Genomic DNA, 15554 nt, shown 5'->3' with positions numbered 1-15554 from the left:
CCGTTTTGTCCGGTTTCATGCTCGAGGCCCGCTCCCCTCCGGCCGATCACGACGGCCGGGTTCGTTCCGGCAGTGACCGCGGCAGGCCGAACGCCGGGAGCACACCGTTCTCGAACCGCGTCATGGCCGAGATCCGGTGACCGGCCACCGTGAGGACGTACAGGCCCGTTCCGTGGCTGGTGCCCGACGGGCCGCGCAGGTAGGCGCCGAACGCCGGCTGGCCGTTGGCGCGCGTCGGAACCAGGTCGAAGCGGCGGCCGGCGCCGAACAGCCCGGCGCACAGCCGGGCCACCACGTCCCGGCCCTCGTATTCCAGCGGCAGCGGCGGCATCGACACGAACACGTCGTCGGTCAGCAGCGCCACCAGCGCGTCGATGTCGGCGCTCTCCCAAGCCCGCACGAAGTCCGCCACGACCGCGTGCTCGGCGGGGGAACCGGGCCGAGGCGCCGGTTCGCCGGGTGGGCGGTGCCGCAGCGCCGAACGGGCCCGCTTGAGGGCGCTCTTGACCGCGTCGACCGTCGTGTCCAGCATCGCGGCGACGTCGGCCGCCGGGAAGCCCAGGACGTCGCGCAGCACGAGCACGGCCAGCTGGCGGGGCGGCAGCACCTGCAGCGCGGTCACGAACGCCAGCGACACGGATTCGCTCTGCTCGTACCGCGCCTCCGGGCCCAGCGGCGCGGCGAAGGCCCCGTCGAGGAGCGCGTCGGGAAAGGGCTCGAGCCAGACGACTTCACCGAGCCGCGTCGGCTCGGGCGGTTCGACGCCGGGGATGTCCCACGCCTTGGCCGGGCGCCGGGCCGCCGAGCGCAGCGCACTGAGGCACCGGTTGGTGGCGATCCGGTAGAGCCAGGTGCGGATCGACGCCCGGCCGTCGAACCCGCCGAGGCCACGCCACGCGGACAGCAGCGTGTCCTGCAGGGCGTCCTCGGCGTCCTGGAACGACCCGAGCATCCGATAGCAGTGCACCTGCAGCTCGCGGCGGTGCGGCTCGGTCAGCGCCCGGAACGCTTCGCCGTCCCCCGCCCGCGCCTTGGCGATCAGTTCGTTCCCCATCCGCCGCCTCTCCCCCGTCGCGATTCCACCCGGTACGGACGCCATCGGCGGCACAAAGGGGGCGCCGCCCCCTTTCCGGGTGCCCCGGCGTCGGTCCCGGCATGGGAAAACTCATCATCAGCGAGAACGTAACCCTCGACGGAGTCGTCCAGGACCCGACCGGCGACGAGGGGTCGGGCCGTGGCAGCTGGTTCACCTGGATCGGCGATGCGGACCGCGCCGCGTGGGCGCAGGTCGAACACGAAGAGGCACTGGGCGCCGCGGCGCTGCTCATGGGCCGCCGGACGCACGCGTACTTCCTCGGGCGGGGGTGGGCCACCCGCACCGGCGAGTGGGCCGACCGGTTGCGGAGCCTGCCCAAGTACGTCGTCTCCTCCTCCGCCGTCGAAGGCGGCGGCTGGGGCGAGCCGACGGTCCTAGCCGGCGATGTCGTCAAGGAGGTCGCGAAGCTGAAGGAGGAGGTGAGCGGCGAAATCGTCGTGTACGGCAGCAGCCGGCTCGTCCACACGCTGATCGAGCACGACCTCGCCGACGAGCTGCGGCTGATGACGTACCCGTTCGTGGTCGGCGCGGGCGAACGGCTCTTCCCGGCGACGAGCGGGGTGAAGCCGGCGCGGCTGATCGGCACGCGCGGCGTCGGGAACTCCCTGGCCCTGCTGACGTACGAACTCGGCCGGCGGTAGCTGTGACGCGGGGCCGGGCGAGCCGACGTCCGGCCCCGGCACCGTCCGTGGTGTACGCTGAGTGGTATCCGAGGGCTTTCGAGCGCAAGTGGTCGATCCTGCGCCGTCCTCGATCCCCGTCCAGCCGATCTGTTGTCTCGTCGCTCACCGCGGACACCGCCCGGCCGGGGCACTGGGCCGAGCCACCCATCACCGGTGGCGGCCGTGAAAGGACCCCATCATCACTTCCACAGTGGACACTGCACTGTTCAGTCACCCGGTCGTCGAGGAACCCCGGCCCGGAACGCTCACCGCGCCCGAGGACAACCGGTACGGTGGCTTGTTCCTCCAGCCGGCGTACCGGTCGGCTCCCGCCGTCGGCACCGAGACCTCCCCCGGTCCGCACCGGCGCCCCCGAGCGGCGAACGCACGGGCGAACGATCCGTCCGGACGCTGATCGCGGGTCGCCGTCGAACATGAAATAAATTCGGCTACTTGCCGGTACGTTCCCTTCCCGCCGGCTGGTGGACTGTCAGCCATGTCACCCTCGAAAGCCCGCCTCGCGGCGGCCGGCACCGCCTCCGCCGTCCTCGTGCTGCTCGGGAGCGCCGGCACCGCCGATGCCCGCCCCGTCGTCACACCGGCCGCGGTGGCGGCCGCCGCGCCGTCCTACGCCACCTGGATCGCCGACGTCACCGCGGTCACCACGCCGGCCGCCGACTACCTCACCCAGCGGCTCGCCCGCCCGGGCGGACCGAACGCGATCGTGCTCGACATCGACAACACCAGCCTGGAGACCTACTACCACGGCGGGTTCACCACGCCCGCGGTCCAGCCGGTCCTGGCGCTCGCCCAGCTGGCCAAGGCCAAGGGCGCCGCGGTCTTCTTCGTCAGCGACCGCACCGAAGTGATCCGGTGGCCGACCGAAGGGAACCTGAAGGCGGTCGGCTACCCGAACGACGGGCTCTCGTTGCGTCCCCTGTTCAACTTCGATCCGGTCCAGACCAACAAGACCAAGGCCCGGGCCGCCATCGAGCAGGCCGGGTACACCATCGTCGCGAACATCGGCAACAACGTGACCGACCTCGACGGCGGGCACGCCGAGCGGACCTTCAAGCTGCCCGACTACGACGGCGCGCTGTCCTGACGGTTCACCGGCGCGATCGTCGACCCGACCACCGGCGGGCAGGTGAGCAGCCGGTGCTCACCTGCCCCCGTCGCGACGACGGTCGCCAGCAGGCGCACCGCCTCGCGCCCGAGCGCGTGCCGTGGCACCTCGAACCCGCTGACCTCCGGAGCGGACGGCGGGCGGCCGAGAACCGCCAGGGAGAGATCGCCGGGAACCGACACCGCCGCCGCACGCAGGGCCCGCTGCGCCGGGACGCACACCGCCTCGTCGGCCACCAGCGCGGTCACGCCTTCGGCGAGCCAGCCGCGGATCGCCGTCGCGAGGCCGGTGCCGTCGGTGCGCACCACCGAGCCGGGAGCACCGCCGAGCCCACGCTCGCGCTCCCGCGCCGCCGGCGTGTCGCCGGACTCGCGCAGGTAGCGGATCCGCCGGTGCCCCGCCTGGCGGAGGCGCGCGGCCACTTCGGCCGACGCCGAAGCGTAATCCGCGTCCACACAGGCCACGCGGTCGCCGAGCTCCGGGCGGAGTCCGATGTGGACGATCGGGAACCCGGTGGCGAGCAGCTCGGCGGGGACGGGCCCACCGAGGAACAGGCAGCCGTCGGCGAGCCGGGTGCGGCCGGCCGTGGTGAACACGATCAGGTCCTTGCCGAGCGCGGCGGCCTCGGCCTCGATGCCGGCCAGGATCGCCGGGTGCGCTTCGAACGCCGGGGTGGCGGCGCGGATCCCGAAGAGGCCGGTGCGCGACGGCCGTTTCTCCAGCGGGTCGGCGTAACCGAGCTGCTCCGCGGCCTTCAGCACGCGCAGCCGCGTCGACTCCGCCAGCCGGACCCCGGTGCGGTTGCCACCCAGCACGACCGACACCGTGGCCTGCGAAACCCCGGCCACGCGCGCGATGTCGGTCTGCCGGACCCTGCCCATCGGGGTACCTCGCTCGCCGGGGTCAGCTGATCGATTCAGAGTGCAAGCCCGCTTCGGAACGCGTCAACGGATTTGCCCGAAACTCCCGCGGATCCGGCCCGGCCGTACCGGCTGGCAGGATGCCGCCATGCGCTCCTTGCCCCTCGACGGCGTCACCGTCGTGTCGTGCGAACAGGCGGTCGCGGCGCCGCTGGCCACCCGGCACCTGGCCGACCTCGGGGCCCGGGTGCTCAAGATCGAGCGGCCGGGAAGCGGCGACTTCGCCCGCGCCTACGACGAGACCGTGCACGGTCTCTCCAGTCACTTCGTCTGGCTGAACCGGTCGAAGGAGAGCGTCACGCTCGACCTCAAGACCGACGCGGCGGCCGGCGTCATGGCCGCGCTGCTGGACCGCGCCGACGTGTTCGTGCAGAACTTCGCCCCCGGCGTCGCGGACCGGCTCGGGCTGGGCGCGGCCACCCTGCGCGCGACGCGGCCGCGGCTGATCACGTGCTCGGTGTCGGGCTACGGCTCGACCGGGCCGTATCGCGACGCGAAGGCCTACGACCTGCTCATCCAGTCCGAAGCCGGGCTGGTGTCGGTCACCGGGTCCGCGGCGGAGCCGGCCAAGAGCGGCATCCCGGCCGCGGACATCGGTGCCGGGATGTACGCGTTCTCCGGCATCCTGTCCGCGCTGTACGACCGCGAGCGCACCGGGCAGGGCACCGAACTCGAGGTCAGCCTGTTCGATTCGCTGGTCGAATGGATGGGCTTCCCGTTGTACTACGCCGGGTACGGCGGACACCGCCACCGCGGACGGGCACCAGCCACGCCGCGATCGCCCCCTACGGCACGTTCCGCGCGGGCGACGGGACCGAAGTGGTGCTGGCGGTGCAGAACGACCGCGAGCGGGCGGCGTTCTGCGAGCACGCGGTCGCCCGCCCGGACTGGATCACCGACCCCCGGTTCGCCACGGGCAGTGCGCGCGTGGCGAACCGCGGGGCGCTCGAAGGCGAGATCGAGCGGATCTTCGCGAAGCTCACGGGCACCGAACTGGAGGCCCGGCTGACGGCGGGCCGCATCGCGCACGCCCGCCGTCGCGACCTGCCGGAGGTCCTGGCCCACCCCCAGCTCACCGCCCGCGACCGGTTCGCGGAGGTCGCGACGCCGGCCGGGCCGGTCAGGGCCACGCTGCCGCCGATCACCGTCCTCGGCCGCGCGCCACGGATGGACGCGGTCCCGGCCCTGGGCGAGCACACCGACGCGGTGCTGGCGGAGTTCGGCTTCGACGCGGAGACGCTGCGCCGTCAGGGTGAGGTGTAGCGGAGGGCGATCTCGGTGTCGGTGAGACCTTGGCGCGCGTGTTGACGTCGAGGACTTCGAGCACGACGTCCTGGCCGCATGACACCGCTTCGGCGACCAGCCCGCGGACGACGTGCCCGCCGACGCCGCGGCTCTGGTACACCGGATCGATCTCGATCAGGCCGAGAACGACTTCCGTACCTGCACGACTCCGCGGTGACGCCGTCCACCGGCGGGGCCAGCCCGGCCGCCGCCGAGGCGATCACCAGCCGCGAACGCGCGTAGGCGAACGGCTCCCGGTCCTCCGGCGCCACTCCGAGCTCGGCCGCCAGGTCCACGCTCCCGAACGCCAGCCGCCGCACCGAGGGCACCGCGGCCAGCTCGGCGGCGCGTTCCACCTCACGCGCGGTCTCGACGAGAGCGACCACCTCACCGAACCCGGCGAGCACCTCCGGCGTCTCCGCCTTCGGCACCATCACCGGCACGCCCAGCGCGGCCACCATCGCGGCGTCCGTGTCGAACCACGGGGTGCCGGGCGCGTTGATCCGGACCATCGCGCGCCCCCGGCCGAGCCATTCCCTCACCGCGGCGCGCGCCTGATCCTTGGCCCCGGCACCGACCGCGTCCTCGAGGTCCAGGATCACGACGTCGGCACCGCAGGCGACCGCCTTGCCGAAGCGATCGGGCCGGTCGCCGGGCACGAACAGGTAAGCCGTCGCGGCCACCCGGCCACGATAGCGGGTAAGGGGTCCGCCGGCGCCGGACTGCGTGATCACCCGATGCGGCCGCCGGCCCCTCAGGACGAACGTGGGCTCCACGACGAAAGGAGCGCCCCATGCGAGGCGACTGGATCCACGACTGGGTGCAGGTGGAGATGGCGTACCGGGCCGGCCCCCGGCCGGTGCCGGTGGTGCGGGAGCGGCCGGCTTCGCACCCGTGGAAGGCGCTGCGGGCCGCGTTGTTCCCGCACCGCCGGGTCGAGGTGCGCCACCCGTGACGGCGGTCAGCCGGCCCCGGCGTGCACCCGCTCGACCGTCTCGGTCAGGCCGTCCAGGCCGGGCAGGACCGCGTCCGCCACCGCCGGGTCCGCCGGGTCGGCGTGCCGGTTTACCCACACGCGCGGGATGCCCAGCGCCCGGGCGGGCACCATGTCGTGGAAGTGGCTCTGAGCGACGTGCACCCAGTTCCCGGCCGTGGCGTCGAAGGAGGCCGCGAACCGCCGGAAGGGGCCGTGCCCCGGCTTGTACTCGCCGACGTCCTCCGCGGTCACGATCGCGTCGATCGGCACCGCGAGCCGCCGCTGGGTCTCCCCGATGAGGTCGCGGTCGCAGTTGGTCAGCAGCGCGAGCCGCCAGCCCGCTTCCCGCAGCGCGGCCAGCGCCGGCCGGGTGTCCGGGAACACCGGCCAGTACGGCAGCCCGGTCCCGAGCACGGACGCGTCGTCCGGCACCAGCTCCAGCCCGGCCTCGGCCGCGGTCCGGCGCACGGACTCGGCGAGCACCTCCCGGTACCGCCGCACCGGCAGCTCGGCCTGCACCTGCGGCTCGATTCCGTAGTAGACCTCCAGCAGCTCCGCGCCGCGGCCCGGGAACAGCAGCTCGAGCCCGGTGGCGATGCCGTGGCGCCAGTCCACCAGCGTGCCGAAGCAGTCGAACGTCGCCCAGCGGATCATTCCGTCCCCTTCCTCGCGTCGGCCAGGGCGCCGCGGCTCAGCCCGGCCGGACCGTGACCGACGCCCCGGGCCGCAGGGTGATCGTCCGCCGCCACGTGCCGGCGCGCACCTCGAGCCGGGTGCCGCCGACGCTGCGGATCACCGCCCGGGTGACCTTCCCCTCGCGCCAGGCGAGGTCGACCTCGAACCCGCCCCGGGCGCCGATCCCGGTCACCCGGCCCGACGCGGCCCACGCCGAGGGCAGCGCGGGCAGCAGTTCCAGTACCCCGGGCCGCGAGTGGACGAGCATTTCGAGCATCGCGGCCGGCGCCCCGAGGTTCGCGTCGATCTGGAAGATCGTGTAGCTGCCCTGGCTGTACATGTCGAAGAAGTTGGGCGCGGTGCCGTTGCCGTTGTCCACCGACGGCCGCAGCACGGTGAGCAGGAGCCGGTACGCGCGGTCGGCGTCCTTGAGCCGCGCCCAGCACGCCGACCGCCAGGCGGTCGCCCAGCCGTAGCTGTCCATCCCGCGCGCGATCAGCAGCGCCCGGACGCCGTCGAGCAGCTCGCGCGGGGCCGTGTCGGCCGCGATGCGGTCGCCCGGGAAGAAGCCGATCAGCGGCGACAGGTGCCGGTGGGTGGTCTCGCCGAGGTTGTCCGGCGACATCCACTCCTCGAGCCAGCCGGTCGACGGGCTCACCTTCGGCAGGTACAGCTTCTTCTGCAGCCCGGCGATCCGGTCGCCGTACGCGCGGTCCCGGCCCAGGACCGCGACGGCCTCGCGGTAGTGCTCGAACAGGTCCCAGACGATCTCCTGGGCGTAGGTGATCCCGCGGGCGTCCTGCGGGCCGTGCTCGGGTGACCAGTCGTGGTCGTCGACGAGCACCTCGCGGCCGTCGACGGTCATCGGGAGCAGCCGCGCGTCCCAGAACTCGGCCGCGCCCTGGAGCAGCGGGTAGATCCGCGCGAGGTACGCCTTGTCCTGGGTGTGGGCGTAGTGGTCCCACAGGGAGTTGCACAGCCAGGCGTTGCCGCCGGGGTGCCACCACCAGCCGGAGCCGCCGTAGATGTTGGTGGAGAACGCGACCGCCCAGCCGGCGACCTTCCCGCTCGTGTTGCGGAAGCGGTTCCTCGGGTCGTTGAACAGCCTGTTCGTGCTGTCGGTCCACACCGGAAGCTGCGCGAGGCAGTAATCGGCCAGGGCAGTGAAGCTCTCGGGCAGCGCCGCGCGGTCGGCCAGCCAGTAGTTCATCTGCAGGTTGATGTCGGTGTGGTAGTCGCTCATCCAGTCCGGCGTGTTGGTGTTCTGCCACAGGCCCTGCAGCCCCATCGGCAGGCCGTCGCGCGAGCCGGTGATCGTCAGGTAGCGCCCGAACTGCAGGTAGCTCGCCTCCAGCTCCGGGTCGGGCACGCCGGGCTCGTCGTGGCGGGCGACCAGTCGCGCCCACGTGTCCAGGGCTCGCTTGTCCGGCGGCGACTGGCCGAGGTCCACGCTCATCCGGTCGTAGAGCCGCCGGTAGTCGGCGACGTGGGTCGCCCGCAGGGCGCGCGCACCGGCGGCCAGCGCCGCGGCCGCTTTCCGCTTCGCCAGGGCCAGGGGGTCGAGGGACGCGTCGAGGAACTTCCGGGCGGCGTCGGGCACGTAGTTCGTGCCGCCGCTGACCACGATGACGACGTCAGAGCCGCTGAAGCCGGTCGTGGTCACCGTGCAGGCGTACTTCAGGCCGTTGGCGAAGGTGCCGGTGAACGCCCCCGCGCCGGCGGCCGGCTCGCCGCGGGTCGGTTCCAGCGTCACCGAGCCGGTGACGGGTCCACCGCTGAGCCGGACCACCACGACGTCGTCCGGGTGACTGGCGAAGTACTCGCGGCGGTACTGGACTCCCTGGTGCCGGTAGGTGAGCACGACCAGGCCGTTGCTCAGGTCGAGCGTGCGCCGGTAGTCCGTGACACCCGTGTGCGCCGGGACCGCGATCCGCAGCTTGGCGAGCAGGCCGAGCGTGCCGAACTTCTCCGTCTCGTAGGGGAACTGGCCGTCGTCCTGGAGGACGTCGTTGGCGCCGCCGGTCCACAGCGACGCGTCGGCGAGGTAGAGGAAGTCGGCCGCCGGGTCACCGCCGACGAGGGCACCGATCCGACCATTGCCGATCGGCAGGCCCTGTTCGATGATCTTGCCCTCGTTCGCGGCCGACGGGTACCACAGCGTGGTGGCCCGGGACTCGGGGACGAGATCCTCGCCGGCCGGGCGGACGACTTCGGCGTTGGCAGCAAAGGGACGGAGGCCGCCCAGCGCCACGCCGGCGCCGACCGCGCCACCGAGTTTGAGGAAGGACCGCCGCGACGGCGGGAGAGGCAGTTCCGGCATGGGTCATCCGTTCGGCGAGGGCGGAAAACGGCCGCGAAGCCCACCAAACATATGACCTATCCGGTCCGGCGGTCAAGAATCGCCGGAATGGTCCCGCTCCTCGTGATCGACTCGCCCGGCCAGGTACTCGCGGAACGTGATCTCGCCTTCGCGGTGCGCCGGGGTCAGGTGCCCGCCGTCGGCGTAGGCCCGGAACGTCTCCCCCGGCACCTTCAGCGGCACGATCCGCCGGTGCCGCCCGGTCGCCTCGCCGACGGCTTGGGCCAGCTCGGTCGCGGTGAGGATCTCCGGGCCGCCGAAGTCGGGTGCCCGCCCGGCCGGGTCGTCCAGTGCGTGTTCGGCGAGGCGGCGGGCGACGTCCCGGACGTCGACGGGCTGGAACGAGATCCGTGGTACCGGCACCACGGGCAGCCGGGACGCACCCGTCAGCAGCGCGCGGACCAGGCCGTGGAACTGGGTCGCCCGCTGGATCGTGTACGGCAGGCCCGAGCCGGCGAACAGCTCCTCGGTCTCGCGCTTCGCCCGGTAATAGCCCAGTGGGACGCGGTCGACGCCGACGATCGAGACGTACACCAGGTGCGGGCCGCCCGCCCACCGCGCCGCCTCGATCAGCGTGCGCGCGAGCTGCGCTTCCCGGCCGAAGTAGTCGGTGGCGCAGTGGACGACCGCGTCCACCCCGGCGACGGCAGTGTCGATGCCCCGCCCGGTCCGCAGGTCGCCGCGGACGACGTCCGGGGTGGCCCGGCGGCTCAGCACCCGGACCTCCGCATCCGCTGCCCGCAGCCGCGCCACCACCGCCGAGCCGAGCTGCCCGGTGCCGCCGGTGACCAGGATCCGCACGTCGACCACCTCCGGCGCCATCCTGGCACGGCTCGGGCCCGCCGGGGAACGGCTTCCCCGGCGGGCCCGAGCGGCCAGCCTCAGTTGCGGTTGATGGTGAAGGTGGTGGTGCGGTTGCGGATGTCCTCGGCGTTGTCGGCCAGCGTGAGCCCGGTGAAGGTCGCCGAGCCGACGGCCGGGCCCTGGCCCGGTTCCGGCAGCTCGTTGGCCCAGATGCCGATTCCGGACTTCGCGTCGAAGGCGTCCCCGCTGCGGTGGGCGCCGGTGATCGACACGTTCGTCAGCACGGTGTCCTCGACCGGGTGCTCCGGCCCGCCGTTGTACTTGGTCTGGAACATAATGCCGCTGTAGGTCGGGCTCTGGATGTCCACATCGGACACCCGGATGCCGCGGAACTCCTTGGACGCGGAGAACAGCCAGAGCGCCGGGAACGTCTGCTGGCCCCAGAAGTGGCCGCCGTCCCGGACCAGGGAGGCGTTCTGGACCGTCGTCGGCTGCGGCCCGAACCCGAGGAACGGGTAGCCGAAGTCGAGCGAGCTGATCGTGATCGCCGAGTACGTCAGCGTGTCCGCGATGTAGAGGTTCCGGAAGGTGTTGTTGTACCCGCCGTACACCGCCAGCCCGGCCGCGCGCCAGGGGGTGAGCGCGGTCAGGTTCTCGAACACGTTGTCGTACTGGTTGCCCGGGTTGAGGTCCGTGGCGGCGAACAGCGCGAAGCTGTCGTCACCGGTGGACCGGGCTTCGATGTCGGTGACGTGGTTGCCGGTGCTCCCGTTCGTCAGGTTGACGCCGTCGGCGAAGGTGTCGCGGATCCGGGAGTTCTTGATCGTGGTGTTGTCCACGTTGGTGCCCCAGACCATGACCACCTGGTGCTCCACCCAGATGTTGTCGATCGTCAGGTTCGCGACGTTCGTCAGGTTGAACACCTTGCCGGGGCCGTCGATGCGGGAGGTGTAGTTGCCGAACACGGCGAACCCGCTGAACGTCGAGCCGTTCGCACTCGCCTGGACGTCGATGCCGATGTCGGTGTTCTCCTGCCCGGCGGGCGCGGAGAACTTCGTGAACCACGGCCCGGCGCCGGTGACGGTGACGGCCTTGCCGTAGACGTTCAGCTTGCTCGACAGGGAGTAGGTCCCGGCCGGCAGGTAGACGCCGGTGAGGGTGCTGTCCTGCCGGACCTTGTCGAGGGCGGTCTGCACGTCCTGCTGGGTGAACCCGGTGGGCACGGCGAAGTGCGCCGGGTCCGGGTTCGCGACCGCGGTCGCCTGCTCGAAGTTGACGAAGTCGATCGCGTAGTTCGTCGTGTTCGCCGCGTCCTTCTGCAGCTTGATCCGGTGCCCGGCGGGCACGGTCGTGCCGAGCAGGGTGCTCGCCTCGTCGTAGATGTGGCGCGGCCCGGCGCCCGGGGAGTTGCCCGGGCCGGTTTCGGCGCCGTAGAGCCACGCGTAGTGCGAGGTCAGGTCGATCGCCTTGAGGAACGTGCCGTCGACGTAGACGTTCAGCGTCGAGTTGATCCCGCCGCCGCCCGCGGAGTCCGGGATGGAGAACCGCGTGACCAGGGTGTTCGTCGAGGCGCGGGTGGTGAACTCCACCGACGAGCCGGTCGAGTTCAGCGTCACGGCCCTGCGGCCCGACGCCTCGCCCGCGAGGTCGCCGATCGTGCGGTTGGGGCCGACCACGGCCGCCCCGCCGGCGAGCACGCCGTCCTCGGCTTCGTACATGTCGTAGGGCATGTTCGCGCCGCGGCCGGCGAAGAGTGACTGTGTGCTGGTGTTGTTGTCCTGCTTGACGGGCAGCTCGTTGGCGTCGTTCGCCACGATCGTCTTGACCGTGTACCGGCCGTTCGCGGCGGTCCAGGTGCCGACGGTCACCGGCGCCGCGGTCGCGCCCGCCGCGAGGGCTCCGGTGTAGCTGCCGGTGAGCGTCTTGACGACGGTGCCGTTCTGGTCGGTGATCGTCACCGTGACGCCGTGGGTGCCGCCCGCGCTGGCCACGGTCCCCTGGTTGCGCAGGGTCGTGGTGAAGGTGACGGTGTTGCCCGCGGACGGGTTGCCGGGCGACCACGCCGTCGCGGCGACGAGGTCGGAGCTCTGCACCGGGCTGACGACGAGCGCCGACGCGCTTGTGTAGGAGTTGTTGGCCTCGTTCTGCTCGAGGACGGCGTTGGCCTCGTCGACCTTGGCCGTCAGCTGGTAGCTGCCCGCGTCCCGGGTGCCGATGTTCGCCGACACGGTCGTCGACGCCCCGGCGGCGAGCGCGCCGACGTTCGCGGTGCCGACCTTGGTCGTCCCCAGGTAGAGGGTGACGTTCGTCGCGCCGGAAGCCGCCGTCCCGGCGTTGCGGACGGTCGCCGACGCGGTGATCGCGTCGGTCTCCACCGGGTTCTGCGGCGACCAGGACACACCCGAGATCGTCAGGTCGGGATTGGGCGCGGGGACGCCGAAGACCTGGAACTCCGCGGCCTGCCCGCCGCCCGCGCCGGAGTTGGCGGTGACGCGCAGGCGGACGTCGGCGGCGCGGCCGCCGAGCGGGATGGTCACGGTGTTGCCGGTCGCGGGGCTGAAGCTGTAGTTCTGCGCGGCGGACAGGGTGGTGAAGGCGGACGTGCTCTGCTCGCGGCCTTCGACGGCGATCGTCTGCGTCCGCGGGCCCCACGCCGGGTCGGGGTTGAGCTTGACGACCACCTGGTTCAGGTCGGCGTTCGCGCCGAGGGCGACGGTCAGCAGGTTCGGGTACGTTCCGCCGCCGCCTTCCCAGTACGTGGCCAGGGAGTCGTCGTTGGCGTTGGCCGCCACGTAGGTCCACTCCGTCGAGGACGCCGTGATCGGCTTGCCCACGGCGAGGTTCGTCCCGGCCTGGGTGCCGGTGCGGGTCACGGAGTTGCTGTCGGCCGACTGGTTGCCCGCGGCGTCCTTCGCCCGGACGAAGTACGAGACGGTCGCGCCGTCGGGCTGGCTGTCGGTGTAGGTCAGGACGTTCCCGGCGACACTGCCGCGAAGCTGGTTGTTCGCGTAGACGTCGTAACCCGCGACACCGGTGTTGTCCGTCGAGGCCGACCAGGTCAGCCGGATCTGGCCGCTCGCGGGCTGGGTGTAGGCGAGGTTGCCGGGCGCGGACGGCGGCTGGGTGTCGCCGCCGGCGGGGCCGTGCACCTCGAACTCCGACAGCTGCGCGGCGGGCCAGCCCGTGTTGGCCGAGACGTTCAGCCGCACGAACCGCGGTTTGCCGGTGACGTCCACGGTGACCGTGTTGGCCTTGGCCGGGTCGAACACGTACCCGGCTGAGGGCTTCAGGTCGGTGAAGGTGGTCCCGTCGGTGCTGCCCTGGACGCTGAAGGTCTCGGTGCGGGCGCCCCAGTTCGCCGCCGGCAGCTTGAGCACGAGCTGCGCGACGTCCGTCGGCGCGCCGAGGTCGGCCTGAATCCACTGCGGGAACTGGTTGTTCGCGCTTTCCCAGTAGGTGGCCTGGTTGCCGTCGCCCACGTTGGCGGCGGGATACCCGGCGAGCTGGCTGCCGGCGGTGTAGGTGGCGGAGGCGGCTTGAGCGGCGGCCTGGACGGGCGCCGCGGCCGCGCTCGCCGGAGCGGCGGGCGCGGCGAGGAGCAGGGACAAGGCGGCGAAGGCAGCCGCGGGTGACAACACTCGCTTCGTTCTCATGAGGGGTCCTCTGATCCGGGGAGGAGGGAGACGAACCGAAATCTTCCTGACAGATGCTGCGATCTGCCGATCATCTGTCAGGTTCTTGCACTGATTCGTTCAAGAGTTACAGTGACGGCGGCCACAAGTCAACGGCCGGACACGGAAAAGGCCTCCTCGCGCAGGGCGAGGAGGCCTTCTCGGGGGTGAGGTCAGTGCACGGCGCCGAGCCGGATCGCGCGGGTGCCCGGGGCGTCGACCGGGTCGCCGCAGTGGGCGCAGACGGTGGCCGGCTCGAGGACCTCGCCGCAGGCGTGGCGCCACAGGGTCGGCGGTTCGCCCTGGTGGACGTACTTGTCACCCCAGGCCATCAGGCCGAGCAGGATCGGCTGCAGCGCGCGGCCGGCTTCGGTCGGGTGGTACTCGTGGCGCGGCGGGTGGGCCTCGTACTGAACCTTCTCGAGGACGCCCGCGTCGACGAGCTTGCGCAGCCGGACGGCCAGGATGTCCCGGCTGGCCCCGGTGTTCTCGGCGATCTGGTTGAACCGCCGCTCCCCCAGCATGATCTCACGCAGCGCGAGGAGGCTCCACCGCTCGCCGACGACCTCCAGCGCCTCGGCGACCGAGCACTCGCGACCACGCCGGACCATGCCACCTCCACGGGGATTGAAAATCCAACCTAGCACGTCAACCGCATGTGACATGCCGAACAGGTGAGTTGTGGTTTCCAACCAACCGGGGGTATACCGAAGACATCCCGATCTGCGAGGAGGCAGACGCCATGACGGACGCGGTGATCGTCGACGCGGTACGGACCCCGATCGGCAAGGGCAAGCCGAACGGCACCCTCGCCGGGGTGCACCCGGTCGACCTGCACGCCCACGCTCTGCGATCGCTCGTCGAGCGGACGGGCCTCGACCCGGCCCGGATCGACGACGTGATCAGCGGCGCGGTCGGCCAGATCGGCGAGCAGAGCATGAACACCGCCCGCTGGGCGGCGCTCGCCGCCGGGCTGCCGGAGTCGGTGCCCGCGGTGACGGTCGACCGCCAGTGCGGCAGCAGCCAGCAGGCCGTCCACTTCGCCGCGCAGGGAGTCATCGCCGGCGCGTACGACGTCGTGATCGCCTCCGGCGTCGAGTCGATGAGCCGGGTCCCGATGGGCAGCCAGGTGGCCGGCCGTGATCCGTTCGGCCCCCAGGTCGCCGCGCGCTACCCGGACGGCTTGGTGCCCCAGGGCATCAGCGCGGAGCTGATCGCCGCGAAGTGGGGCTTCAGCCGGACGCAGCTGGACGAGTTCTCCGCGGAAAGCCACCAGCGGGCGGCGAAGGCGTGGGCGGACGGCAAGTTCGCGGGCGAAGTGGCACCCCTCAAGGCACCCGGCCCCGACGGAACCCTGCGTGAGATCACGACCGACGAGACGGTCCGGCCGGGCACCACCCCGGAGATCCTCGCCGGGCTGAAGCCGGCCTTCCGCGCGGACGTCTGGGAGCAGCGCTTCCCGGACCTGGGCTGGCACATCACGGCCGGCAACTCGTCACCGATCAACGACGGCGCGGCAGCGCTGCTCATCACCAGCAGCGAGACGGCGGCGGCCCTGGGCCTGCGGCCACGAGCCCGGATCCACCGTTTCGCGGTCGCGGGCGACGACCCCCTGCTGATGCTGACCGGAATCATCCCGGCCACGCGCAAGGTCCTGGCCAGGGCGGGCTTGGAGGTGTCGGACATCGACGCGTTCGAGGTCAACGAGGCATTCGCCAGCGTGGTGCTGGCCTGGCAGCAGGAGGTCGGCGCCGACCCGGCCAAGGTGAACGTCAACGGCGGCGCAATCGCCCTGGGCCACCCGCTGGGAGGCAGCGGTGCCCGGCTGGCCACCACGCTGCTCTCGGTCCTGGAACAGACGGGCGGCCGCTACGGCCTCCAGACGATGTGCGAAGCAGGCGGCCTGGCCAACGCGACGATCATCGAGCGCCTGGACTGACGTCTCGTGAGTGGTGAGGCGGGTTCTAGCCCGCCTCACCGC

At 72.1% G+C, this 15554-nt stretch carries 12 protein-coding genes and 1 pseudogene; 5 read left to right on the top strand and 8 right to left on the bottom strand.

What is annotated here, in order from left to right:
• Nucleotides 1-46 precede the first annotated feature (46 nt).
• Entirely contained in the window at nt 47-1054 is a 1008-nt protein-coding gene (locus IE317_RS00375; protein WP_191305990.1) for a sigma-70 family RNA polymerase sigma factor, read from the bottom strand.
• A gap of 101 nt (nt 1055-1155) precedes the next feature.
• On the opposite strand from IE317_RS00375, the gene IE317_RS00370 reads away from it, so the two are divergent.
• Complete coding sequence (locus IE317_RS00370) at nt 1156-1737, top strand: dihydrofolate reductase family protein (protein WP_191305989.1); 582 nt, start codon at nt 1156-1158, stop codon at nt 1735-1737.
• A gap of 517 nt (nt 1738-2254) precedes the next feature.
• Nucleotides 2255-2863, top strand: a complete 609-nt coding sequence (locus IE317_RS00365; RefSeq protein WP_191305988.1) for an HAD family acid phosphatase — start codon at nt 2255-2257, stop codon at nt 2861-2863.
• Here the strand turns inward: IE317_RS00365 and IE317_RS00360 are convergent.
• Nucleotides 2842-3765, bottom strand: a complete 924-nt coding sequence (locus tag IE317_RS00360; RefSeq protein WP_191305987.1) for a LacI family DNA-binding transcriptional regulator — start codon at nt 3763-3765, stop codon at nt 2842-2844. The two genes, IE317_RS00365 and IE317_RS00360, sit on opposite strands and share 22 nt — an antisense overlap.
• A gap of 127 nt (nt 3766-3892) precedes the next feature.
• Here IE317_RS00360 and IE317_RS00355 point away from each other — a divergent pair.
• Nucleotides 3893-5067 (top strand): annotated as a pseudogene (locus IE317_RS00355) (CaiB/BaiF CoA transferase family protein).
• Here the strand turns inward: IE317_RS00355 and IE317_RS00350 are convergent.
• A complete protein-coding gene (locus IE317_RS00350) occupies nt 5052-5771 on the bottom strand; it encodes an HpcH/HpaI aldolase/citrate lyase family protein (RefSeq protein WP_229902388.1) in 720 nt (239 codons plus the stop codon). The pseudogene IE317_RS00355 and the gene IE317_RS00350 overlap by 16 nt on opposite strands.
• 110 nt (nt 5772-5881) lie before the next feature.
• Here IE317_RS00350 and IE317_RS00345 point away from each other — a divergent pair, with 110 nt between their 5' ends.
• Complete coding sequence (locus tag IE317_RS00345; protein WP_191305986.1) at nt 5882-6043, top strand: hypothetical protein; 162 nt, start codon at nt 5882-5884, stop codon at nt 6041-6043.
• A gap of 6 nt (nt 6044-6049) precedes the next feature.
• Here IE317_RS00345 and IE317_RS00340 read toward each other — a convergent pair whose 3' ends face one another.
• From IE317_RS00340 to IE317_RS00320, 5 genes are all read right to left on the bottom strand, one after another.
• Nucleotides 6050-6718, bottom strand: a complete 669-nt coding sequence (locus IE317_RS00340) for an HAD family hydrolase (RefSeq protein WP_191305985.1) — start codon at nt 6716-6718, stop codon at nt 6050-6052.
• A 37-nt stretch (nt 6719-6755) separates the two neighbouring features.
• The gene (locus IE317_RS00335) at nt 6756-9059 is read right to left on the bottom strand and encodes a glycosyl hydrolase family 95 catalytic domain-containing protein (protein WP_191305984.1); all 2304 of its coding nucleotides are present in this window, start codon (nt 9057-9059) and stop codon (nt 6756-6758) included.
• Nucleotides 9060-9131: 72 nt separating this feature from the next.
• Nucleotides 9132-9920, bottom strand: coding sequence for an SDR family oxidoreductase (locus IE317_RS00330; RefSeq protein WP_191305983.1), 789 nt, complete (start codon nt 9918-9920; stop codon nt 9132-9134).
• Between the two features lie 59 nt (nt 9921-9979).
• Nucleotides 9980-13555 (bottom strand): discoidin domain-containing protein, encoded by a 3576-nt coding sequence (locus IE317_RS00325; protein WP_191305982.1) that lies wholly within the window; start codon nt 13553-13555, stop codon nt 9980-9982.
• Nucleotides 13556-13746: 191 nt separating this feature from the next.
• On the bottom strand, nt 13747-14184 hold the full coding sequence (locus tag IE317_RS00320; RefSeq protein WP_191305981.1) for a winged helix-turn-helix transcriptional regulator: 438 nt from the start codon (nt 14182-14184) through the stop codon (nt 13747-13749).
• A 131-nt stretch (nt 14185-14315) separates the two neighbouring features.
• On the opposite strand from IE317_RS00320, the gene IE317_RS00315 reads away from it, so the two are divergent.
• Nucleotides 14316-15512: a thiolase family protein gene (locus IE317_RS00315; RefSeq protein WP_191305980.1), complete on the top strand. Its 1197-nt coding sequence runs from the start codon at nt 14316-14318 to the stop codon at nt 15510-15512.
• The last annotated feature ends 42 nt before the right edge of the window (nt 15513-15554 follow it).

Origin of the sequence: Amycolatopsis bullii, assembly GCF_014654205.1 — a bacterium.
Taxonomy (GTDB): Bacteria; Actinomycetota; Actinomycetes; order Mycobacteriales; family Pseudonocardiaceae; genus Amycolatopsis; species Amycolatopsis plumensis.
Note: the sequence above shows the minus strand (reverse complement) of the source record. Positions and strands in the feature narration are given on the sequence as shown.